This window comes from Sulfobacillus thermotolerans (assembly GCF_039623705.1).
GTDB classification, from domain to species: Bacteria; Bacillota; Sulfobacillia; order Sulfobacillales; family Sulfobacillaceae; genus Sulfobacillus; species Sulfobacillus thermotolerans.
Genome location: NZ_CP133983.1, coordinates 2,935,874 through 2,958,793 on the forward strand (window position 1 = coordinate 2,935,874; position 22,920 = coordinate 2,958,793).

The following is a 22,920-nucleotide window of genomic DNA, read 5'->3' on the forward strand; positions in this document are numbered from 1 at the left end:
GGTCGCGCTGTCACCAAGGCCAAGACCCACGAGACACCGACCCGGGAGTGAAAATGGGGAAGGAGTGGCAACAGCCAATGATGTTAGACCCAGAAATTGAGACGATGTCACGGGATCAAATGCAAGCCCTCCAGTTGCGCCGCTTGCAAACAACTTTGGAACGTGTGTATCAATCGGTGCCGTTTTATCGTCAAGCCATGGACGAAGCGCATGTGAGGCCCGAGGATATTCAGTCGATGGAGGATATTGTTCGACTGCCTTTTACGCGGAAAAGTCATCTACGCGATCAATACCCGTTTGGACTGATTGCTGTCCCCATGGACCAAGTGGTTCGATTCCACGCATCGTCGGGCACACGGGGAAAACCGACCGTCGTGGCCTATACTAAGGGCGATATCTCGCGTTGGGCTCATATCGTGGCGCGTCAATTGGCGTGTGCAGGCGCAAGACCCGGCGATCGTTTCCATAACGCCTACGGCTACGGTTTATTCACCGGCGGCTTGGGACTTCATTATGGTATTGAAGAGTTAGGAGCGGCCGTGATTCCGGTATCGGGAGGCAACACCCCCCGCCAGGTTCGGCTGATTGAAGACTTTAGGCCGCGTGGGATATCCGGCACTCCGTCTTATATTTTAAATATTGCCGAAGAAATGCGGGCATTGGGTCTCAACCCGCATGAGACAAGTCTTGAATACGGAATTTTGGGTGCCGAGCCATGGAGTGAAGCACTCCGGGAAGAGATTCAAAACACATTAGGGATTAAAGCTATCGATATTTATGGACTGAGTGAGGTCATTGGACCAGGTGTCGCCATGGAATGCTGGGAAGCCCAAAACGGGCTTCATATTGCCGAAGATCACTTCTTGGCAGAAATTATTGACCCTGAGACAGGACTGCCCGTGCCCTATGGGGAAACGGGAGAACTCGTGTTCACGTCGCTAACCAAAGAGGCGTTTCCGGTGATTCGTTACCGTACGGGGGATATTGCTTCGCTAAATCCTGAACCTTGCGTTTGTGGGCGGACGGTGATGCGTATGTCTCGAATTAAGGGGCGGTTGGATGACATGCTCATTATTCGAGGTGTCAACGTATTTCCCACCGAGATTGAATACGTATTGTTACAAGTCGATGAAATTGCACCGCACTATCAAGTGGTCGTCGACCACGTGGGGACATTGGATACGCTTGAGGTTCATTGCGAAGTGACGCCAGAATTCCATCAAGCCACGGCGACTAATCCTGAAGACCCGCGCTCGATTCAGTTGCACCGCCAAATTCTTCATGCCCTAAAAAGCGAATTGGGGATCTCTGTGGGATTAAAGATTCATCAACCAGGGACGATTGCGCGCAGCGAAGGCAAGGCGGTGCGGATTGTCGACAATCGGGTGCGGTCGGGCGTTTAGGGACGAGGCCAACTATTGCAGAGTATGCGGAAGGGGACGACAAAGGTGGAGCAGATTCTTAACGCGAAGGCGTCAGTGCAGGAATTTATTCAGCGCACTCATCGTCATTTTATAGGGGGTGAGTGGGTTCCCGCTGCGTCCGGAGAAACGATGGACGATATTGATCCATCCACGCGGGGCGTGTTAACACAGGTGGCTCGGGGCGATAGCGCCGATGTTGACCGGGAGGTGGCCGCCGCCGCACAGGCTTTTCGGGATAAGGCATGGAGACACATGAGTCCGCAGGCCCGCGGCGTCTTAATGTGGAAATTAGCCGATTTGATGGCCGCGCATTTGGAAGAGCTGGCGCAAATTGATAGTTTGGATATGGGCATGCCTCTACGTCAAGCTCAGTATGGCACGGTACCGATGGCGATTGATCACATGCGTTACATGGCCGGTTGGGCTACCAAAATCGAGGGGGAGACGATTCCGGTCTCTGCAGGACCCTTTTTCAATTATACTGTGCGTCAACCCGTTGGGGTCGTGGGAGCCATTATTCCCTGGAACTTTCCTTTATTAATGGCGATTTGGAAGTTAGGTGCAGCCTTGGCGGTGGGATGTACGGTGGTCTTAAAACCTGCCGAACAATCGCCCTTAAGCGTCTTGCGGTTAGCGGAACTGATTACCGAAGCGGGCTTTCCGCCCGGGGTGATCAATATTGTTACAGGCTATGGCCCCGAGGCTGGGGCTGCGTTAGTCGCGCACCCCGGTGTGAATAAAATCTCATTTACGGGATCGACCGAAGTGGGCAAATCCATTATGCGGACTGCTGCCGACCGTATGGCCCGGGTATCGCTAGAGTTGGGCGGCAAATCGCCTAACATTATATGCGCCGATGCCAATCTCAAGCGGGCCATATCCGGATCAATGCTGGGTATCTTTATGAATCAGGGTGAGGTGTGTTCAGCTGGGTCGCGCATTTACGTGGCGCGTGAAATTTACGATGAAGCGTTGGAACAAATGGCCACGTACGCGAAAAACATGCGAGTCGGGATGGCGCTGGATGCCAAAACGCAAATGGGACCCGTTGTGTCGGCGGAGCAATATGAACGCGTGTTGGGTTATATTACCAAAGGACGTCAAGAAGGCGCTACGGTGATTGCCGGCGGCGGTGCAATGCCCGCTGCGGGGTCCGGTTTCTTTATTGAACCCACGGTGTTTGCGCAAGTAACCGACACGATGACGATTGCCCAAGAGGAAATCTTTGGACCTGTTGCTGCCGTGATGCCCTTTGATACGGTGGACGAAGTGATCGAGCGCGCGAATGTTTCGGCTTACGGCTTAGCTGCTGGAGTTTGGACGGAAAACGTGCGCACGGCGCATTATCTTGCCCAGAACTTAGAAGCTGGCACCGTTTGGGTCAACGCCTATCATGTCTATGACGCCGCCGCTCCTTGGGGAGGCTTTAAGCAATCGGGTTTGGGCCGCGAAATGGGGCATCATGCGCTGGAGTTATACACTGAAACCAAAGATGTCTGGATCAGTTTGCAATAACGGCGGCGCATTCCCAAAGGAGGCAGGACTATGCGAGAAGTGGTAGTGGTGGCGGCTAAAAGGACGCCCATTGGTCGCCACCATGGGGTGCTGAAAGATGTACGGCCTGATGACTTAGCGGCCCTCGTACTGAAGGCGTTACTAGAACAAACGGGCCTTGATCCGCGCGAGGTGGACGACGTGCTGCTTGGCGCAGCTAACCAAGCCGGGGAAGACAATCGCAATGTGGCCCGGATGGCTTTGTTATTGGCAGGATTTCCTGTTGAGGTTCCGGGGGCCACCGTTAATCGTCTTTGCGGCAGTTCGCTCGAAGCAGTGAACCGCGGTTATCAAGCCATTTTTTCTGGGTTTTCGGCCAGGCGGGACGGTTACGGCTGGAAACTCATCAGGCATTAATGATGGAGCGGCAGCCGTGATGTTGATGGAGGAAAGTGTGGCCTTGCGGCACAATTTGGAACCCTTAGCCTATATTCGCGGGGGCGGTGTGGCGGGGGTCGATCCGGCAATTATGGGATATGGTCCCGTACCTGCTACGCAGCGGGCATTGCAGCGGCATGGGTGGACATTGGACGAAATTGAGCGTGTGGAACTCAATGAGGCCTTTGCAGCTCAAGTCTTAGCGGTATTACACGATTTACCATTTGACCGGGATATTGTCAATCCGGAAGGAGGGGCCATAGCCTTGGGTCACCCGCTAGGTGCATCCGGAGCTCGCATCCTTACGACCTTAATTTATGGGATGCGTCGCCAAGGCGCACGCCGGGGAGTGGCAACGATGTGCATTGGGGTTGGCCAAGGTATTACCACATTAGTGGAACGTCCTTAGAACCGTTGTGGTTTTGAGACTCACTTCCTATTTAAGCCAGCATCTTGAGGATCATGTCGGCGTAATGGTCTGCGATTTCGTGGACCATGAGCCGACCTTTTGGATCATACCACCGATGAAAGCCGTTTAAGGCCGAAAGAATAAACAATTTCGTGAGCCCAATATCGATGTCAGAGAACACGTGCTGCTGTTGTCCTTCTTCTAAAAGCTGAATCCAATATTGTTCATAGGTGCGGCGCAATTGGCGCACGGTCGCACGCCCCGTCTCGGAAAATGCCATATCCTCATCTAAATATACAGTGCTCCAAGCGCGAGATGACGCAATGACCCCTAAATGCGCATGGACGGCCGCTCGCATCTTGGCGGTGGGGCTTTCTTGCGATTGCACGATCGGGGCTAAAGCCTGGGCGAATTCATTAGCCGCCTGGCGGACGATTTCGATCAATAAGTCTTCCTTAGTGTCGATGTGCGCATATAGACTACCAGACAATACCCCCGCCCGTTCCGCAATGTCGCGGACTGTGGTCGCCTTAAATCCTTTGGTGCTAAATAATTCTGCGGCGGCTTGAACAATTTCGCTTTTCTTACTAGGCCGTGCCATAATACACTCCTCAATTCGCTAAATGCTCTTTCCTTTATCTTACGACATCGCGTCCGAAGGCGCGAGTCTGGATGGGGATCGAAGGCGTATGTGCCAGGGGCTTGGTATAATAAAGACGACGAAATAGGGGAGGTTTTGAATGTATAAATTTATTCATTGTTCCGATTTGCATTTAGACAGTCCTATGCGCGGGTTGACCATGCGAGAGGATGCGCCCACGGATGCGATACGGTCGGCCACGCGGCGAGCTCTTGAGAATTTGGTGTCTTTAAGTATTGCCGAAGCTGTGCGATTTGTCGTGATTGCGGGCGACATCTTTGATGGGGACTGGATAGATTACTCAACGGGCTTGTTTTTCAACGCTTGCATGGCGCAATTAACAGCCCAGAATATTGCCGTGTATATCCTCAATGGCAATCATGATGCGGCCAGTCAAATGAGTCGGAAGCTCGTGCCTCCTGACGGCGTGTACCGCTTTTCACATGACCGCCCCGAGACCTTTGTCATTGAGGACCTACAGGTCGCATTGCATGGTCAAGGATTTAAAAATCGTGCCGTCACCGAGAACCTGGTACCTGAATATCCGACCCCTGTGCGGGGATATTTCAACATTGGTGTGCTTCATACCTCCCTTGAAGGGCATGAGGGGCACGAGGCGTATGCACCGTGTACCGTACAGGACTTGGTGATGAAGGGATATGACTATTGGGCATTGGGGCACGTGCATAAGAGGCAGGTTATTCGGTCTGAGAATCCTACCATCGTGTATCCGGGAAATATCCAAGGGCGCCATATTCGCGAAACAGGAGACAAGGGGTGCACGGTGGTGACGGTTGATGGGTCCCATGTGTCGCTAGAACATCGCCCGCTAGATGTCTTGCGGTGGTCGTTATGCACGGTGAATTTGGAGAATGCGGCGCAGCCTCAAGATGTGGTGGACCGGTGCTTGACGACTTTTCAGCAAGAACTGGCGAATCATCCCGGCTATCCTTTGGCGGTACGGATTCGGTTGACCGGGACGACCTCTTTGCACGGTGCGTTGCTGGCGGAGTGGGACTATTATTATCATGAAATTCTTAACGCGGCGCAGCAAAGTGGTGTGGACCGGATCTGGGTCGAGAAGGTCCTCATTGACACTCAGCCCATGGCTGTGGAGCAGGTCTCTACAGCGTATCTTGATGCTTGGTCGGAACTCGATCGTCTTTTGCAAGCAGTTCAGATAGGCGACCCTTTTCTCGATGAATTTCTTAAGGATATGAAAGCAATCCAACGTCGCATGCCAGACTATAATAAGGATACAAATGCCTCCGAGGTCCGTCCGATGGACCTCCTCAGCCAAGCGCGGGATCTTCTTGAAGCCTTAATTGCGAAAGGAGGAGCCCTATGAGACTACGTTCCCTCCGTGTTCGTCAGGTATTACATTATGACGAATTTTCCTTAGAGTTCAATAACGAAGCCTCATTTCATGTATTTTATGGCCCGAATGAAACGGGCAAGTCCACGCTGCTTAGTGTCATTGTGGATTTGTTGTTTGGGGGGCCGATCCCCGAAGCGCTGCGGGCACACTATGACAGCCGCTCCCGGTTGCAAGGGATTGTCGAGCGCGGTGACGATGCTATCTATCACATTGAGCGAAAGAAACGATATAACCGTCTGGTGTTAAGTGACCCAAGTCACCCGGAACTCCCTGAAGATGTGTTGTGGCCATTTATAGGCGGATATCCACGCGATCGCTATATGATGCTGTTTGGGTTTGACCATGATCGCCTTCGCGCGGGCGGACAAAGTTTGCTCGAGTCCCAGGGAAATGTGGGGATCTCGTTGTTTGAGGCCGGTGGGGGCATCCAGTATTTAACCAAGATTCTCCAACAATTAAGCCAGCGCTCGGAACAACTGCTCGATCCGTCGTTTAACGCCAGATCCGCTAAGGAACTGAATAAACAATGGCGTGCGTTTACCGAAGCGCAAAAGCGGATTAGGCAGTATAGTCTGCGGGCCGAGGAATGGCACCGGGTCCGTGACGAGGTGGCCCAACACGAAGGCCATTTACAGCATTTACAGCAGCAGTGGCAAGAAGCTCAGGCCCAGTTGCATAAGGTGGAACGGCTCATTCGGGTTCGCCCTTTCCTGATCGAGTGGCAAGAGCATATAAAAGCCATGGCGGGTAAAGCAGTGCCGAAGACGTCTCCTGATGTCGAAGATTATATTCGTCAGCAATTCGAGGTGCTCGATACGACCCAATCCCGCTTATCCCAACTTCATGATGAATATCAGCGCCAACAAGAACGGATGGGGGAGATTATCCGAGATCCGGCGGTCTTAGCGGTGTTCGACCGAATTGATGCGTTAGGCGAGGGCTTGCAGCATTTTCTTAAATTGCGGGACCACACGTTGCCTGATGCACGCCGGAATCGACAGGTGCTGCAGACGGATTGTGAACAGCGGATTAAAAATTTGGCGCCGGGACTTTCGTGGACTGAACGCGAACAGTTGCGGCTGCCTATTGCCGTAGTGGACCGGGTTACGGAACTGATCAAAGGCCTCGCCGATGTGCGGGTTCGCTATGAGCATGAAAAGGCGCAGCATGATGATATTTTACGCGAACACCAATCTGTCCGAGACCAACTAAGTCACGTCGGGCCAGTGATCGATACCGCCGTTCTTAGCCAACTTATTCGAAAAATCCGAGAACGAGGAAATCTAAGTGAACAATTAGCCCTTCTTTCTCGTGACATCACAAAAAAAACCGTGGACCTCGAGCAAAAAGCGCATCAACAGGCGATATTTACGGGTCCTATCGATCAGCTGGCCACCTTGCCGATTCCTTTGCAAGACACCATGGACCGTTTTGCACAGCAATGGGCATACCTAGAACAAGAACTCGCGGATACGGCCAAGACGCTCCAGACGTTAAGTGCTCAATTGCAGGAAATCCAAAGGGATTTGGAGGCGTTGTCCTTGCAGGGGACTGTGCCGATCCTTCATGATTTGTGGGTTGCACGTGAACAGCGCGATATCTCGTGGGCGCAGATTAAACGCGTATGGCTCGAAGGCCAGGCGGATGAGGTGCCTAATCCGCATGCGTTGGCCGACGCATATGCCCGGCAAGTGGAGAATGCCGACCGTGTATCTGACGACTTGCGTTTAGATGCTGAACGTTCGGCACGTCGCGCGATGTTATTGCTGCAGCAAAGACAAACGCAAAAAGCCCTGCAAGATAGCCGGGAACACCAAGCCAATTTGGAAGAGCAGTTTTCTGCGCTGCGCACGCAATGGGCTTTGGAATGGACAGGCTCTGGGATTGTACCGCGCAATCCTGGGGCTATGAAAGAATGGCTCAGTATCTTTTATCGCCCCATGATCCAAATGGTCACAGAGCATCAACATATGGAGGAGGCACGTCAAGCGCTCCTAACGGAGATGGAGATGTGGCGCAAAGAGCTGGTCGAGACCTTAGACGAACTGCCTGACAGCGAGGTCGACACGAATCAACCGTTGAATGCTTTATTAACGCAGGCGGAGCGTTATGTTGAGCGGATGAACAAAATGGCGGCCGAGCGCTTGACGCTGGAGGACCAAGAGCATAAATTAGCTGACAAAATTGTGCAACGGCGCGAAACCATGGCCCGCTGGGAGCGGGAAGGTCAGATACTTAAAGACCAATGGCAGGAGATCGTATCACGCTTTCCTTCATTACCGCCGCGCCCTGAAGATGCAGCGCATTATACGGAACATTTGCGTGAGCTATTGCGGCAGTTAACCACGTTAGAAGGAATCGATACGCAGATTCGCTATGATGAGGAGCAATGTCAGGGCTTCAGCCAAGAAGCGAATGCTGTGGCGCAGATGTTAGGGGAGTCTTTAGCGTCGACGATTTCAGTGGAATCGTGGGTAAGAAGCGTCAGGCATCGACTCCAGATAGCTCGCGAACAAGAGCAATTGTGGCAAGTGAGTGCTCATGATGCGGGCATTTTGCGTGAGGAGATTGAGAAAGCGCAGGATGCTGTCTCACGGGTCGTGAATGACTTGACGCAATACGTATCCTTATGCGATGTGGCAGACCTCACGGCCTTGAGGGCTTATGTTGTAGCCGCCCAACAATTTCGCGAACTGGATACCAAAGGCCATAAGCTGGAACAGACGATTCGGCAAACGGCCGATGGAGTGCCTGTCGAACACTTGCTAGGAGCCTTAAAGGAAATGGGTGATGCCGATAAGCTCTTTGCCCAACAGCTACAGCTCAAGGATAGGAGCGAGCAGCTACAAGGGGATATAGAGCGTGTCAAAGAGCGATTGCAAGAGGTGAAAGGGCAGTTGGCCTCGCTGAGCGCTACCCAGGATGCTGCGGCAACAGCCGCTCAAGACGCGCAAAGGTATTGGGCGGAGGTCGATAAGGCATGGTCTGAGTATTTGCGAGTAGAATTGGCGAGACGCCTTTTAGCGCGGGCGGTCGAGCAATTCCGAGAACGTAATGAGTCAAGCATCTTACGGCGCGCAGAACACTTCTTTACGCGCATGACGCTGGGACAATATGAGGGACTGTTAATCGAATACGCTGAACAGACCCCATATTTATTGGCGGTGCATGCAAGTGGTCAACGCCGTGATATTCATCAACTGAGCGATGGGACACGAGACCAATTGTTTTTGTCCCTGCGCCTCGCCTTCGTGGAACAGCACCTCGAGGCATCCGAACCGTTGCCGCTGGTGATGGATGATATTTTAGTCCACTTTGACGATGAAAGGACGTGGGCAACCTTAGCGGTATTACAAGAACTCTCGCAAAAGACCCAAATTCTTTATTTTACGCACCATCAATCCGTGATTGAGCAGATCAGAACACTGCCACACCCAGACGGGATTGCTGTTTATGATCTCAAGGCCTGCATTGGCCAAACATCATAAGGCGTGTCTGGGGTGAGCAGGTGCGATGAAGAGGTGGGCTAAAGTCTCCCGCCTACAAGGGGGCAGGAGACTTTAGGGGGTCCAAGGCGATGTAGAGTCTTAAGGGATGGTTCTAATCAAGGTGTTGGAGATGAGAGGGCTGTTTCATTCATCATGAGGAAGCGAGGGGGGCAAAGACTCTTCGCTATTTTGTCGCTTGCGCCGGACCGGAGCCATCACTGCGAGCGCTAAGACCGTGCCGATTCCCAATTCGCCGATGCCCAAAAAGAAAGTGCCCGCTCGAAACGGGAAGAGGGCGAGGCTAATGGTGCCAAATCCTAGGATTCCCAACACGCTGCCTAGGGCAAAACGTATCATCTCTAATGAACGTCGGCAATTCTTAGGACTTTTCATGGGAATCCTCCATGGATGCATGGTGGCGGTAAAAGTCATGGTTCTGGGACCTCCTTTTTCGGCGCGGAGTGAGGAGAAGAGAGGGGATACGGCGGCACGACACCTTTTAAGCGCACGCGCGCAATATGACCAAAGATAAGGGCTCCTAGGGTGAGTGGTAGGACCACGACATGCATGCCAAACATCTGGCCCGCATTGGGAAGATTGACCCATGCTAGCCCCAAGGCATTGAGGCCGTCTTTAGCTTGCACGGCATTCCATTGCGAGTAGAAATCGCCATTAATCAAATAGCCGGTAAAGGCGGTGGGAATAGCGATTAAAAAGGCTAAAGCACCAAGCAACCAGGTCTCCCGCCGCCCCCCGCGCCACGCACCTGTAAAAAAGACACGCCAGAGATGGAGCATCATAAAAAAGAAAAACGCTTGCACGCCCCAAAAGTGAATAGCTGCTACAAAACGGTCGGCCGGATTATACGACCAGCTTGCCGGACCATTTGCGGCAAGAACAATCCCTGAAATGACGAGGACGACAAAGCTCGACGCGGTTAAAGAGCCCAGCATATACATAAAGCCTTGGGCATATTCGGGCATTGTCTCAGGGAGCCAAGTGTCTAGGGAAAGGATGTCTTTGAGCATATTACGCGAGGCAGTGGTCCAGTTGGCGATGACAGTCAACTCCTTTGGATCATGAATATTCGGCGAAGGGAATGAGGAAAGTGGCCGTCCTTATAAAGGGCCAGCCAGTTTATGTACATTTGAGTCAAGCCGTGCGAGACACCACCGCGCACCTGCTGTGAATGTACGTGACGGGCAATGGGTCGATGACCGTGACGGCTTGCGTTCGAGTGTTGTGTACTGACCACTATTCTTGCCTGAATTTGAGGTTCCATCGCACCTCTTTTCTAGAGTGAAGGTCTCATCGATTATTTTCCATAGCATCCTATCGAAACCCTACTTTATAACCATACTATACAATAGCTCCGAACGAAAATATTGTGTAATGTTTCAAACACATCCACTGAAACTGGAATGCGCCTTTCATTGTGCGGTTGCGCGGGGGGCCTTAGAACGTGAATCAGACGTAAGATAACTGGTCTCACGACTAAGATGCGGCTATTACACCGGTAGATTGCCCCGTAACACCATATAGGCTTTTTGAAAGAGAGACTTCGCCGCCCATGGCCAATGTCCTGCATGCACGATTTCTCGCGATCCTCCGTAATACACATCGCTTTGCACAAATAAGCCGCGCCCTCCGCCGGTTTCAAGAGCCCATAAAAGCTGGGGGCGGTAGGGCTGTGGCAAGGGACGATGATTTTGCACGGCGTGCCAGTGTTTAACAGCAATGTGTGCCTGGACCATGGCGCTATGTCCCATCTTGGGCCAGGAATGGCTGACAATATCCCCAACGGCGTAGATCTCTGGGTAGTGGGGATGATTGAGGTACGCATTGGTGGGAACCCATCCGAACCCATCGTCAAGGTCCGTCCCCCGCAAGTACTCTGATCCGATATAGGGCGGAATCCAGACGGTCGCGTCATAACGAATGCGCTGGGTTCTTAAAATGATTTCGCTAGCGGTCACTTGATGATATTGGGCTTCGGTCACGACACCAATGTGACGCCGAGCCAATTCTTGTTGAAGCCAATGTTGGGCTTTGGGGCCAGCGTTTTCGGCAATGGTCTTGGCCGGGGTAAGGACTGTTATTGTCGAATTGCCTCTCTGGTTTTGTTGGCGAAGATGGGTATCCCACAAGAAGGCAGCTTCGAGGAGCGGACACTCGCATCCCACCGTGATGGGAGGTGTCCAAGCGGGATTGCTGTCAATGCCGCCCGCGGCAAATACGATGCGACGGGGAATCTGGTGCGTTAACGTTGATGCCAATTGGCGTGCCAAGTAGTCTTCACATATTCCGCCGCAACTGGGCTCAAGTCCTTTGATAGTATCCCAACCTGGTCGGCTTCCCGTTGCGATGAAAAGAACGGTGTAAGGGACTGGTGGGTGGTTCGCGGTATGAATCAGATGTCTGACAGGATCTATGCCTGTGACGACATCATGGACAAACGTGATCGCATGACGTTTTCGGTAGGCCGTGAGGGGAATCTGGACTGACGACATCACTTTGTTAGGAGGATTGTTGACAGCGTGCACGAGTCCAGGTCGATAGACCGTATCGCGCCATTGGTCAATGACCACGATGGCCAATTGTCCGGGACGATAGAGTCGCCGCAGCCAAGTGCTCACGGCCAATCCTCCAAATCGGGATCCCAAAATCACTGCCTGTTCGGTGCGGCCCACGAATCCATCATCCTTGCTGTTGGGTTCATGGGCGTATTGTGTGTCTCTAGGCGATACTCTATGCGGATTGCCGTTACTTAGGCCTCTATCAATAAAACACAACACTTTGGCTGCAAGGGTCCACTTTCAGGGGCGACACCATGATGCGGTCTTGGGGCCGATCCTGGCGATTATCTCAGAGTGGGCGGAAATGGGCGACATGCTAGTCACCTTTTCGACGTGCTCCCATATTATTCCTATAACAACAGGGATGGAACGGAGGACTCGTCATGGGAGATGGATCAGAATCTGTAGAAGTGCGTGTAGCTCGGCTTGAGGAGCGGACGGAGAATCTTGAGAAGTGGATACAGGTCTTGCAGGCGGATATTAAAGAAACCCAACTGCTCATTGCCGCCTTAGATCAAAAGCTTGACCGGGCCATTGAATTGAGTCAACGCAGTGTACATTCCCTTTGACCGAGCTCTTGTTCGCCTTTCGCCACAATGGGTCGTCCGTTTACCATATTCTAGGCTGGACGGTATTCGTGTATATTCTCACGTTCCTGTTGGGCATTATTTTCTTCATGGCATTTGACATGCGCGGTCGGCGATTACCGCTGCGTTATTTAACTCTTCATGTGTCTTTGACCATTGTGACGTTTGTGCTATTTACCAGTGCTGTCTCTTTGCGCATTCCCTATGGAAATCCTCAAGGAATACTCAAGACAGGCAGTCAAAGCAGTTTATGGCAGTTAATCCATCGGCACAATAGCCAGCATCATTATCCCGCTTTACCTCCTAAAGGTCTTTAATGATTGGACTCCCAATGAGGTCCACGACGTCCTGCGCAGGGGATTTCGTGGACTTTTTTTGCATTAAGAGATCAGAATTGACCATTTCCATTGAATTGAGGAAATATTCGTGGTAACATTTGTACCGTAGTTAAATAAAGTTTAAGACAATTATGGGGTGAGGCCGTGTTGCCGCTATATATGGTGGGCGAGGTTGATTGGCTCACCACCCAAGCCTTATATCATGCGTTGCCGACGATGCATGAAGAAGGAATCGTTCTATGCTGGCCGCGCGATCCTTATGTATCCATCGGTTGTCATCAGGATTGGCAAGAATTTGACGCCCGTGCTGGGCTTCCTGTGGTAAGGCGGCATGTAGGAGGTACGCTAGTTTATTTAGATCAGCACCAAATTTTTTTTCAAGTTATTGTCAATGCATCCCACCACGTTGCAAAAAAGTCCCCGCAGCAATGGTACCAATATGCCTTAGCGCCTGTTGTGTCGTATTTGCAGACCATGGGATTTGCTGCGATGTTCAAGAGCCCTGCCGATATTCTCATCAATAACCGAAAAATTTCTGGGAATGCAGGGGGTCAAATTGAAGATAGTGTCGTTATTGTAGGGAATATTTTGTTGCGCTTTGACCCCGAAATGATGGTCAAAGTGCGAGCGGGCTCCTCTATCTTCAAACACTCCTTTGCGGATGCGCTGGCCCGGCATCTTACCACCCTGGAAGAGCTCAGCGGGCGCGAGTGGCAACCGGAGACCGTGATGAGGGATTTGGCAACCTCTTTCCATCGGCATTGGGACACCGTGCTGCGCGAGGTTCCTTGGGACCGCTGGAACCCGGTGGTTGCGCAAGTGGGACGCAGTCTACTTCAACCGCGGTGGCTTTACGCACCGGGAATGCGGCCACGTTACCATCAAATCAAAGTGCGGGAAGGGGTGTATTTGCGGCAACCCCGTGAAGATGCCTGGTTTCCTGATATTGTGGCGGAAGTGGATACGGAGCGGCAACTATGTTTGCAGATTTGGAACCTGCCGTTTGAGGTGCCCCTGCCGTTGCCGTACGCGCAAATTGGCGATTACATAGGGGATCCTCATTTACAAGAAGTATTGCTAAGTCTTATGGACCGTTCGACGTCTTCGTCCTTATTACCGTAAAGGTCTCTCCCTTGCGGTGTGTCGATATGATCTGAAAAATCTTTGTGAGGGGTGGGTAAGTATGGCCATCGAACCGATTCATCGGTGGAAAGTGGTGCCGGGTAGGTTGTACGATAGGCATCATCAGTGGGTGCTTCAAGAGGATGTACTTATTACGGTGGGAGTCACGGATTATACCCAAGATACTGCGGGCGATATTCTTTATGCGGCACTGCCGGAGCCCGGAACCGTTCTCGTCGAAGGCATGCCTTTTGGTAGTATCGAGTCGGGCAAGTGGGTGGGGCAGTTATATGCACCTTTTGACGGGGTTGTGATTGTTGCCAATGCTTTAGTGCAAGACGATCCGCAAATACTGAATCGTGATCCGTATGGACAAGGATGGTTAATTAAGGCTAAGGCGACGACGTCCTTGGAGAACTTGTTATCAGCGGACGCGTACAGCGCGTGGCTATCCCAGCAGGATGTGTTGTGATGGACACGTGGCGGATGTTGGATTTAGGGCCGTTGCCTGCATGGAAGCAGATGGCATTGGATAAAGTGGTTATTGAAGCGCGTGCGCGCGATAGCGTGCCCAACACCTTGCGGTTTATGGAATTTTATCCACCTACAGCGTTAATTGGATATCACCAGAGTGTGGATTTGGAAATAAATAGAAGTCAAGCCGAGCGATTGGGGGTGGAAATCAATCGACGCATTACGGGCGGCGGAGCAATTTATATGGATGCCCAACAACTCGGATGGGAGATATGTATGAAGGTAGGTGCGTCTCAGCGCATTCGTCCAGAATCGCTCTATCCACAGCTCGCGCAAGTGGTCGTGGAGGCGTTGGGTTCATGGGGCATTAAGGCGCACTTTCGTCCTGTCAATGATGTGGAAGTCGATGGGCGTAAAATTTCCGGAACCGGTGGGGTTGATTATTATGGCACCGTGATCTACCAAGGGACACTATTACTGGACTTTGATGTCAAGACCATGCTGGAGGTTTTGCGGCTTCCTGTTGAAAAACTTTCAGACAAAAGTGTCACATCTTTTGCGCAGCGATTAGTAACGATGCGCGAGTTGCTTGGGCAGTCGCCTCCAATGGATGAGGTCAAAGAGCGAGTGCAAGCGGCTTTGATGCATGTCCTAGGAGTCCGTTTAGTTCCCTCCTCGTTAACAGACTTTGAAGCGGATGCATGGCAGCAATCGGCCGAAACCTACCGTATGCCGCAGTGGATTGACCGTCGCAAGCCGCCTCAACCGGATGCCAACTATCCGCTTGAAAATCTGACGTATAAAGCCTCTGGTGGTCTTCTCCGTTTAACCGTGCAAACCAACATGGCGATGACTCACATTAAAACCATTTTTATTACGGGAGATTTTTTTGTCTATCCCGAACGCGCTGTCTTGGATTTAGAAGCGGCCTTGAAAGATGCCCCATTAGAGATCCATGCCTTGCAAAGCATCGTGAAGCAACATTACCGCACAGGCTATCAATATCTAGGAGTCAAAGAGGAAGACTGGATTGCCGCATTGTCTCCTCTTTGCCTCAATCGCCGGGAGGGATCGCTATGAACGATGACGCATATCGCCACCAAATTGAGCTGCGTCCCCAACCACACGTTGCCCATGAGAGTCCGACTCATGTGATGACGTCGTTGGCTGGGGCCATTACATTAGGTTTCGAAAAGGGAAAGTTCGCTCGGCCAGAAACGGTGTTAAGGGGTCTTAATATTTTAATGACCTATCAAGAAAATTGTGTCGCGAACTGCTCTTATTGTGGGATGTCTCGGGAGCGCAGGGTGCCGCGTGAAGACGCCACCTTTATCCGGGTCAAGTGGCCCATTGTGGCAGTTGACGATCTCATAGAGCGCAGTGTTCAAGTGCCCCATCAAATGCGCCGATTGTGCGTCGGTATGTTGGCAAATCATCAGTCGTTTGACCATTCGTTGCAGATTATCCGGCAATTTCATGAGCGTACCCCGTTGTTGATTTCTGGGCTTATCACGGCGTCCTTAATCAAGAAGCGCGATGATTTGCAAAAAATCCGCGACGCGGGGGCTGATCGAGTCGATATTGCTATTGATGCCGCGACCCCTGCGCTCTTTGAGAAGCATCGGGGCCGACCTGTCAAAGGGCCTCATCGATGGGAGCATTTTTGGTGGGTAACAGAGGAGGCCACGAAAGTATTCGAACCGGGCACTGTGGGAATTCATTTAGTGGCGGGGTTAGGAGAAACAGAACAAGAACTGCTGGAGGCCTGTCAAAAAGCTCAAGATATGAATGTTGTCACGCATTTATTCTCGTTTAATCCGGAACCGTCAACACTGTTAGGGGATTATCCGCAACCGTCAATGGGTCATTATCGTCGATGCCAACTTGGACGTTACCTTGTCAATGAGTTGGGAGTATCTGTCCATCAGTTTCGTTTCAATGCGCAAGGGCAGGTTATCGACTTTGGCGTAGACCTTGATGTGCTTGCGCGAATTATTGAATCAGGGCAACCGTTTATGACGTCGGGATGTCCCGATGAACAAGGAGAAACCGCATGCAATCGGCCTTATGGTAACGGCCGCCCCAGTGAAAAAATTCGCAACTTCGCCTTTCAGCCGGGACCGCAAGATATCCAAGACATTCGCGCGCAATTATGGACGGATTGGGCCGGGGAGGACATATATCAGGAGGTGGGGCATGAACTGGAGCGATAGACCGCTAGAGGAGCTTATCACCAGGGCGGGGATGCTATCGCAGAATTACTTTGCCCGGTCGTTGACCGTTTCGGCGCCGAGTCAGAAACACTATGATACGGGGATCTATCAAAATCACCGTACTGCTTTTGCGTCCATGAGCGTCACGGGCAATCATTGTGCACTGCAATGTGACCACTGTGGCACAAAAGTCCTCGAAGGGATGACGGTTGCGAATAGTCTTAAGCGCTTTCGTGACGCGGCGGATACCTTAGTTGCCAACGGGACGGATGGGGTTTTGATTAGCGGAGGATGTTTAGAAGACGGGTCGGTGCCTTTAGAACGGTTTGTAGAGGATATTGCGCGTCTTAAAGACCGAGGGCTTACCGTTTTAGTTCACACCGGATTGGTAAAACGTTCGGTCGCTCACGCTTTGAAGATGGCGGGTGTGGACCAAATTCTTTTAGACATTATTGGTGCCGACGAAACCATTCACCGGGTGTATCATCTCGACAAGACGACCCGAGATTACCGTGAGTCACTGGCGATCTTGCGAGAAGAGGGTTTAAATGCAGTGCCGCATGTCGTGGTTGGATTGCACTTTGGTGCGTTGCTGGGAGAATTTAATGCGTTGGAAATGATCCGTGATGAACGCTGCCAACAACTGGTCATTGTGGCGTTAATGCCGTTGCCGGGGACTCCCATGGCAGGGGCTGCACGGGTTTCAGCCGAGGATGTCGCGCGTGTAATTGCGGCGGCTCGGATTATGATGCCGTCCACGCCTATTTCGTTGGGGTGTGCAAGGCCGCCTGGTCCAGACAAATTGGCTATGGAAGCATACGCGATTGACTGCGGCGTGCAAAGTATTGCCTACCCCTTGGCCGGGACCATTCGCTATGCGGAAGCTAAAGGGTATACCATTCACTACAACGAGAAATGTTGTTCGCTGCTCGCTTAATACATTGGTCCATTATAAACGTCCTTAACGACTCCCCGGTTTCTGACGCGTCGCTACGCGAGAGACCGGGATTTTTCTTGGGACGGTAGGGAGGGATGCCTGTAAATCCCAAGGGTCGCCGATAATCCAAAGGAAGGATCTTGCATTTGATATCCATCGGCTTGCGCTCTCGAACACCTCATTCAAATGAACTCGTGCCTTCGAGGGGTACGTAGTCAGGGGACAAAGTCACCCTGTTTTTAGGATTGTCGCAGATAGCCTTTTTTATTAATTTAAGCATTGGCAATACAAATGCACCCACTTTTAAAGAACTAGTTCTATGGGATCGCGTTTTTCGGGCAAACGCTTTATGTCTGGCGTTTGTCGCAATGTCTGTGAGGAGGTGGCACGGTGGATAACAAAAGTCCATTAGAGACAGAATTGCCTGAAGAATCTACGTGGAGTCGGCGCCAATTTCTGTGGGGTATGGGAGGCGTTGCGGCGGCGGGAGCCGTCACATTGTTTGGTCGGCAGGCGCTTGTTAGCGCGGCTCGAGGGGTCTTTGGGTCTCCGGTGGACTCTGGCAATCTTAACTTTTACGCCTATGACTATTATTACATTCCCAATTATATGACGTGGCGTGTTGGGGATTATATGCGCGTGACGTTCCAAAATCAAAGTCATACGCACTGGCACGAATGGACCATTGGTCGCCATCTTAATGAAGCATATTTCCAAGCCTTTGGGGAAATGGATGCGGATGCGTGGCAGACGGATTTTTGGGATGGTGTCCCTGTCACCTTGAGTAACCCATATAACATTGACAACTTCGTCCCCAACAAAGCCATTGTCACTTACGAGGGTCCCAAATATCTCTATAACATTGCGAGCGGCGGGGACTTTAGTCCCACATTGAAGCCGGGAGGAAGTTTGACATTATCGTTTCAGGTTCCCAATAAACCGGGCTTGTGGGATTTTGGATGCTTTGTTCAGCAGTACATTCACTACCGGACCGGTATGCGCGGCAAACTGATGATTTTGCCAGCCTAAGGGGTGATGGCGGAAGGGAGAAGGGTGTCTGTGGATGTTTTAGGGTTTGGCATTGTGTGGGTCGTTCTCTCCATTCTCGGAGAAATGGGCGTGCGGGTCATTATTCACAATGACCCGATGTACTATACCGCTTCCAATATTGGACTCATGGTCGAAAGTGCAATGGATTTTCTGATTGTGGTGCTCGTTCCGATTTTCATTTTCGTTGGGCTCACGCTCGTGTGGTCGATGATTCGATTTACGGTGAAACGCGGAGAAACCCCAACGTTACCGGAAAAATTTGCCCGCAGTAACAAATGGTTTGTAGGAAGCTGGGTCATTGGCAGTATAGGCATCAATTTATTGTTCTTCCTGCATCCTACGGCGTCCGCGACCGAACAATTCTTTGCGATGGAAAATCCGCAAGCGGCCGCCAACAAACAAGCCATTATCGTAGACGTCACCGCGCGCCAGTGGGAATGGATTTTTAGCTACCCGCAGTACGGGCTGACGCAGACCTTGGATGCCAATGGTCAAGATCAATTGGAATTGCCGGTGGGACGGTCGGTGAAATTTGTGTTGCGCTCGTATGACCCGTATCACACCTACGACCAATATGTGGATGTGATTCATAGTTTTTGGGTGCCGTCTTGGGGTATTAAAGAGGACGTCATTCCAGGTGAGGCGCGTTCCATTTATATTACGCCCACCAAGATCACCTCGTTCGCGCAAAACCCGATGTCTCGCGTACAGTGCGCCGAAGTCTGCGGCCCCGGACACCCATGGATGGAAGCGCCGTTAAATGTTGTATCGTCGAGCCAGTTTGCTAAATGGATTCAGTACGAGAAAAAGCTGCAAAGTGGTCTGGGTTAATGATAACGGAGGCTAAGCGTAAAGCGATGGCTGAAGCAAGGAGGGAATTTTAATGGCACAAACCACTATGGTGCCGGCCGCCACTCGTGCACCCAAGGCGGGGAAACGCAATGTCATGCCGCCCGTCTTAAGGGGCTTTTTGTGGGCCGCTATTGGCTTTGTGGTCGTTAACACGTTTGTTGACATTGTCGACCCGTTCCGCGGCCATCCGTTTGTGACGGGCCCGTCAGCAACATTTGGATGGGTTGCAGCGGTGATTGGATGGCTATTGGGCGTAGGAGTCTGGGAATCGGTGGCGTTGCCCTTATTTGGATATAAGGACCGTTGGCACGAAAAGTCTACGGGATGGCGGCGCTATTTCGAATATAGTACCGACCATAAGGTTATTGGGTTGCAATATCTTGGATCAGCTATGGGGGGATTCCTCATCGCCGGCGCTGTGGCTATGTTGATGAGGATTCAGCTTATGAGCGACCACCTGACAATTTTCCACTATCCGAGCAATTACCTTACCGCGGTTGGTATTCACGGAACGATTATGATGTTTTCCGTGGCCAACGTGGCTCTTCTCGGTGGGTTCGGCAATTACATGGTGCCCATGATGATTGGGTCTCGGAGCACTGCCTTCCCCAAATTGTCCGGCATTAGCGTCTGGTTAGTACCGGCGGGAATTCTTACGGTACTATTCAGTCCATTGTTAGGGGCTTGGACGACAGGGTGGCGTGGGTATGAGCCGTTGGCCAGTCAGGATGCTAATGGGATTCTATACTACTACCTTGGTGTCGCAGCGCTGACAATGTCTACATTCATCGTCGGACTCAACATGGTGACCACCGTGATGTTCCGCCGGGCCCAGGGAATGACATGGAGTCGATTGCCCTTATTTGCGTGGGGACAGCTCACCGTGGGATTGCTCGTGCTCATATGGATTCCGGAAATTCAGACGACGTTCGTCCTCGCGTTGCTGGAAAAACTGGTGCCGTTTAATTTCTTTGCTGCTACGGGCAGTGTAATGAGTTATTGGGTCCAAGCAGCCAGTGTCGGTGCAATTCCCCGCAGAGCAGGAGTTGGCTGCGACTAAAGATCCTCAAGATGAAGGAGGGCCTCACGAATGACGAACCAACCTGTGAGCATGGGTTCTGCGCCGCGCAAAGGGCGGCCGGATTCGAGTCGTCGGATGGGGCGCTTTGGAATGTTCATGTTCATTGCCAGTCAATTGGTGCCCATTATCGTGTTAATCGATGTACGCTACCTCTTTGTGGGAAGCTACGTCTCCTCCTCCGCAGACCAACCGGTTGCCCTTTTAGTGGCGGTTCTCATGGCCGTAAGTGGGATTATGGCGTGGACCGTTCGGGGATCGGCGATTCGCGGGGTGGACCAAGTCGCCCGGGTGAAATGGATGGTGCTGTTGGGGGCTGGGGCGTTACTGGGCGTGCTGTACCAATGGTCTGTGCGGTATCTGTCGCCTGGTACACGTTATGGCGAGGTGTTCTTCACCATGACGGGATTTGCCGTGTTTTATCTCGTTGTGGGCCTTATCGCATTGCTTTCATATATCTCGCGGGTGCGGTTTGTGGCGTCCGCCGATGATGGGTATTGGCATATGGAGGCTGTGTCATTATTGTGGGCAGGAATTTCAGTGATTTGGCTTGTGGTATACATTGTGCTCTATCTGCTGTAACGAAAGAGAAGGGAGGACGAAGTCATGGGTAACAACTTTTGGCCCCACTTGCCCTTGCGGATTCCCTACAGCATTGGGATGGCCCACTGGTGGGATCCGATGTGGTGGATCTTTCAAATTGTGGTGATGACGGTATTATTGATTACCTTGCGCAAGGTCGCGATGGACATCGACCGGGAACGCGCAGAAAAACGTTCGTCTAACGCCAACCGTTAGCTTTGAGTGACAAGAACAGTGGCATTCGCTGTGCCACTGTTCTTAAATTACCAACACGATACCGAAATGGGAGACGAGACGGTGGACGAAGAACGGAAGATGCCAAAACAGCGCTGGGACGCACACCGTGTCACAAGCGCCCTCCACGAACGGCAGGCCAAAGGGTTGTCGATGGCATCAGAGCGGGTGCGTATTGAAGACAGCGCCTTATGGGCAGCCGCTCGCCGCTATTATAAAAGTTGGGCGAAAGCGCTTGAGGCTAGTGGCATTGCGGAGGAATTAGGCCACAAAGGGCCTAAGGAGGAGCGGTGGTCCCGTGAACGCATCATCGCTGAAATCCAATCCTATGCCGAACGTGGGGAACCGCTCTATGCTCATCACATGCGATCTCAAAACAACAAACTGGTTTCTGCCGCGACCTATTATTTTGGATCGTGGAGCCGGGCCCTCGAGGCAGCCGGATTCAACGCCGAGGCCGTCCGGGCGTCCATACCGTGGTCGGCGGAACGTGTTCAGACCTTGCTTCAGGATGCGTATGCGTCGGGCGCCGACCTCCGTGATAGTTCGGCGAGGTTTTGGAACCGTGCGCTTTACCGTGCCGCGTGTGACCATTTTGGATCATGGAGTCGTGCTGTGGAACTGGCAACGGGATCTCAAGCGGTGCGGGCAGAGCGGTGGACGAAAGAACGGGTGTTGGCGTTGCTTCGCAACTATTTGAGTCATGGGTTTACGGTGAAAGAAACGTTAGCGTATCATCCACGTTTGTCTCAAGCGATTGCTGATACCTTTGGCGATTGGGAAAATGTTGCTAGGGAATTTGGTCCCACGCCCGACTGGGACCATAATCAGGTGAGCGTGAGGTTGCGCCGATTCCGTGAAGCTAGAGGGTGGTCGCAGGCGGATTTAGCCGAGGCTATTCGCTGGCCGTTGTTTCTAGTAGAATCTTATGAGAGCGGACTGGTTCCCGTGCCGTGGGCGGCGGTATGGGCGTGGGCAAAGGCAACCTCGCACCGCAGTGAAGCCATTCGGTGGGCTAAACGTGGCTTAGGATTGTCTTTTCGTCGGCGGTTATCGGCATCCAAGGCTGTCAAGAAGGATGTAACTACCGCCAGTAACTCGCCGTGTTTTGTTGTAGGCCAAAACGGCCATATTCAATTTTGGAGCGAGTCGCTTAGTCAATTAACTGGGTTATCGCGAGAACGTGTCGAGGGTCAATTATGTGCCGACATTGTGCGAACGTCGCGCATAGATGGCACACCGTATTGTGGAAGTCCTTGCCCCGTGCGTAAAGAGGGGTTGGGGACGTCCGCTCCGGTGCTGGTCATGTCCGGGCCAGAGACTAAGGCGCCTGTGCGGTTCCATATGGCTATCGATGGACATTCTGGCGCGATTACGCATTGGGTGGAACCCACGCGCTATCAAGATATTAGGGGATAGGTGGGAGGACGTCATATGTGGAGCAATGTTCCGACGTTTCTCGTCGGGAGTGATTGGCGCATTATGGATATGGATCCTCAAGTGGCCGAATGGATTGGCAAGCCCGCGCATGCACTAGTACAATTGAAACGCATTTGAAGCGAATGCGGTCGATGTTGAGTTGCCACTCGGATCGTGAATTAATTGC

The 22,920-nt window shown here is 52.0% G+C and carries 22 protein-coding genes and 1 pseudogene; 19 read left to right on the plus strand and 4 right to left on the minus strand.

Annotation, left to right across the window (positions count from 1 at the left end):
• Positions 1–77: 77 nt before the first annotated feature.
• From ORD20_RS15455 to ORD20_RS15465, 3 genes and pseudogenes are all read left to right on the plus strand, one after another.
• On the plus strand, positions 78–1,403 hold the full coding sequence (locus ORD20_RS15455) for a phenylacetate--CoA ligase family protein (RefSeq protein WP_103374796.1): 1,326 nt from the start codon (positions 78–80) through the stop codon (positions 1,401–1,403).
• Between the two features lie 45 nt (positions 1,404–1,448).
• Positions 1,449–2,939, plus strand: a complete 1,491-nt coding sequence (locus ORD20_RS15460) for an aldehyde dehydrogenase family protein (protein WP_304465935.1) — start codon at positions 1,449–1,451, stop codon at positions 2,937–2,939.
• Between the two features lie 30 nt (positions 2,940–2,969).
• A pseudogene (locus ORD20_RS15465) lies at positions 2,970–3,765 on the plus strand (thiolase family protein).
• 31 nt (positions 3,766–3,796) lie between these two features.
• Here the strand turns inward: ORD20_RS15465 and ORD20_RS15470 are convergent.
• Entirely contained in the window at positions 3,797–4,366 is a 570-nt protein-coding gene (locus ORD20_RS15470; RefSeq protein ID WP_103374794.1) for a TetR/AcrR family transcriptional regulator, read from the minus strand.
• 139 nt (positions 4,367–4,505) lie between these two features.
• Between ORD20_RS15470 and ORD20_RS15475 the strand changes: the two genes are divergently transcribed.
• Together ORD20_RS15475 and ORD20_RS15480 are read left to right on the plus strand one after the other, a co-directional pair.
• Positions 4,506–5,753 (plus strand): metallophosphoesterase family protein, encoded by a 1,248-nt coding sequence (locus ORD20_RS15475; protein WP_103374793.1) that lies wholly within the window; start codon positions 4,506–4,508, stop codon positions 5,751–5,753.
• The gene (locus ORD20_RS15480; protein ID WP_103374792.1) at positions 5,750–9,271 is read left to right on the plus strand and encodes an AAA family ATPase; all 3,522 of its coding nucleotides are present in this window, start codon (positions 5,750–5,752) and stop codon (positions 9,269–9,271) included. Before ORD20_RS15475 ends, ORD20_RS15480 begins: the two co-directional genes overlap by 4 nt.
• Before the next feature lie 144 nt (positions 9,272–9,415).
• Here ORD20_RS15480 and ORD20_RS15485 read toward each other — a convergent pair whose 3' ends face one another.
• From ORD20_RS15485 to ORD20_RS15495, 3 genes are all read right to left on the minus strand, one after another.
• Positions 9,416–9,664, minus strand: coding sequence for a hypothetical protein (locus ORD20_RS15485; RefSeq protein WP_103374791.1), 249 nt, complete (start codon positions 9,662–9,664; stop codon positions 9,416–9,418).
• Between the two features lie 35 nt (positions 9,665–9,699).
• Positions 9,700–10,338, minus strand: coding sequence for a cytochrome b N-terminal domain-containing protein (locus ORD20_RS15490; RefSeq protein ID WP_103374789.1), 639 nt, complete (start codon positions 10,336–10,338; stop codon positions 9,700–9,702).
• 441 nt (positions 10,339–10,779) lie between these two features.
• A complete protein-coding gene (locus ORD20_RS15495; RefSeq protein WP_103374788.1) occupies positions 10,780–11,961 on the minus strand; it encodes an NAD(P)/FAD-dependent oxidoreductase in 1,182 nt (393 codons plus the stop codon).
• A gap of 269 nt (positions 11,962–12,230) precedes the next feature.
• Here ORD20_RS15495 and ORD20_RS15500 point away from each other — a divergent pair, with 269 nt between their 5' ends.
• The 14 genes from ORD20_RS15500 (at position 12,231) to ORD20_RS15565 (ending at position 22,871) form a co-directional block, all read left to right on the plus strand.
• Positions 12,231–12,416: a hypothetical protein gene (locus ORD20_RS15500; RefSeq protein WP_430626336.1), complete on the plus strand. Its 186-nt coding sequence runs from the start codon at positions 12,231–12,233 to the stop codon at positions 12,414–12,416.
• Positions 12,417–12,484: 68 nt separating this feature from the next.
• Positions 12,485–12,751 (plus strand): hypothetical protein, encoded by a 267-nt coding sequence (locus ORD20_RS15505; RefSeq protein ID WP_430626337.1) that lies wholly within the window; start codon positions 12,485–12,487, stop codon positions 12,749–12,751.
• Between the two features lie 165 nt (positions 12,752–12,916).
• On the plus strand, positions 12,917–13,894 hold the full coding sequence (locus ORD20_RS15510) for a lipoate--protein ligase family protein (RefSeq protein ID WP_103374785.1): 978 nt from the start codon (positions 12,917–12,919) through the stop codon (positions 13,892–13,894).
• Positions 13,895–13,955: 61 nt separating this feature from the next.
• Positions 13,956–14,366, plus strand: a complete 411-nt coding sequence (locus ORD20_RS15515) for a glycine cleavage system protein H (RefSeq protein ID WP_103374784.1) — start codon at positions 13,956–13,958, stop codon at positions 14,364–14,366.
• Positions 14,366–15,448 carry a lipoate--protein ligase family protein gene (locus ORD20_RS15520; RefSeq protein WP_103374783.1) on the plus strand — a complete coding sequence of 361 codons (1,083 nt, stop codon included), beginning with the start codon at positions 14,366–14,368 and terminating at the stop codon, positions 15,446–15,448. The genes ORD20_RS15515 and ORD20_RS15520 overlap by 1 nt, the downstream gene beginning before the upstream one ends.
• On the plus strand, positions 15,445–16,581 hold the full coding sequence (locus ORD20_RS15525; RefSeq protein WP_103374782.1) for a radical SAM protein: 1,137 nt from the start codon (positions 15,445–15,447) through the stop codon (positions 16,579–16,581). Before ORD20_RS15520 ends, ORD20_RS15525 begins: the two co-directional genes overlap by 4 nt.
• Positions 16,565–17,518: a radical SAM protein gene (locus tag ORD20_RS15530; RefSeq protein ID WP_103374781.1), complete on the plus strand. Its 954-nt coding sequence runs from the start codon at positions 16,565–16,567 to the stop codon at positions 17,516–17,518. The genes ORD20_RS15525 and ORD20_RS15530 overlap by 17 nt, the downstream gene beginning before the upstream one ends.
• Before the next feature lie 390 nt (positions 17,519–17,908).
• On the plus strand, positions 17,909–18,547 hold the full coding sequence (locus tag ORD20_RS15535) for a hypothetical protein (protein WP_103374780.1): 639 nt from the start codon (positions 17,909–17,911) through the stop codon (positions 18,545–18,547).
• 24 nt (positions 18,548–18,571) lie between these two features.
• On the plus strand, positions 18,572–19,399 hold the full coding sequence (locus ORD20_RS15540) for a cytochrome c oxidase subunit II (protein WP_242968334.1): 828 nt from the start codon (positions 18,572–18,574) through the stop codon (positions 19,397–19,399).
• A gap of 52 nt (positions 19,400–19,451) precedes the next feature.
• On the plus strand, positions 19,452–20,480 hold the full coding sequence (locus ORD20_RS15545) for a cbb3-type cytochrome c oxidase subunit I (RefSeq protein WP_430626338.1): 1,029 nt from the start codon (positions 19,452–19,454) through the stop codon (positions 20,478–20,480).
• Positions 20,481–20,510: 30 nt separating this feature from the next.
• On the plus strand, positions 20,511–21,080 hold the full coding sequence (locus ORD20_RS15550) for a hypothetical protein (RefSeq protein WP_103374777.1): 570 nt from the start codon (positions 20,511–20,513) through the stop codon (positions 21,078–21,080).
• Between the two features lie 24 nt (positions 21,081–21,104).
• Positions 21,105–21,296 carry a hypothetical protein gene (locus tag ORD20_RS15555; protein ID WP_103374776.1) on the plus strand — a complete coding sequence of 64 codons (192 nt, stop codon included), beginning with the start codon at positions 21,105–21,107 and terminating at the stop codon, positions 21,294–21,296.
• A gap of 18 nt (positions 21,297–21,314) precedes the next feature.
• Positions 21,315–22,733 carry a homing endonuclease associated repeat-containing protein gene (locus tag ORD20_RS15560; protein WP_103374775.1) on the plus strand — a complete coding sequence of 473 codons (1,419 nt, stop codon included), beginning with the start codon at positions 21,315–21,317 and terminating at the stop codon, positions 22,731–22,733.
• A gap of 15 nt (positions 22,734–22,748) precedes the next feature.
• A complete protein-coding gene (locus tag ORD20_RS15565) occupies positions 22,749–22,871 on the plus strand; it encodes a hypothetical protein (RefSeq protein WP_430626339.1) in 123 nt (40 codons plus the stop codon).
• Positions 22,872–22,920: the final 49 nt, after the last annotated feature.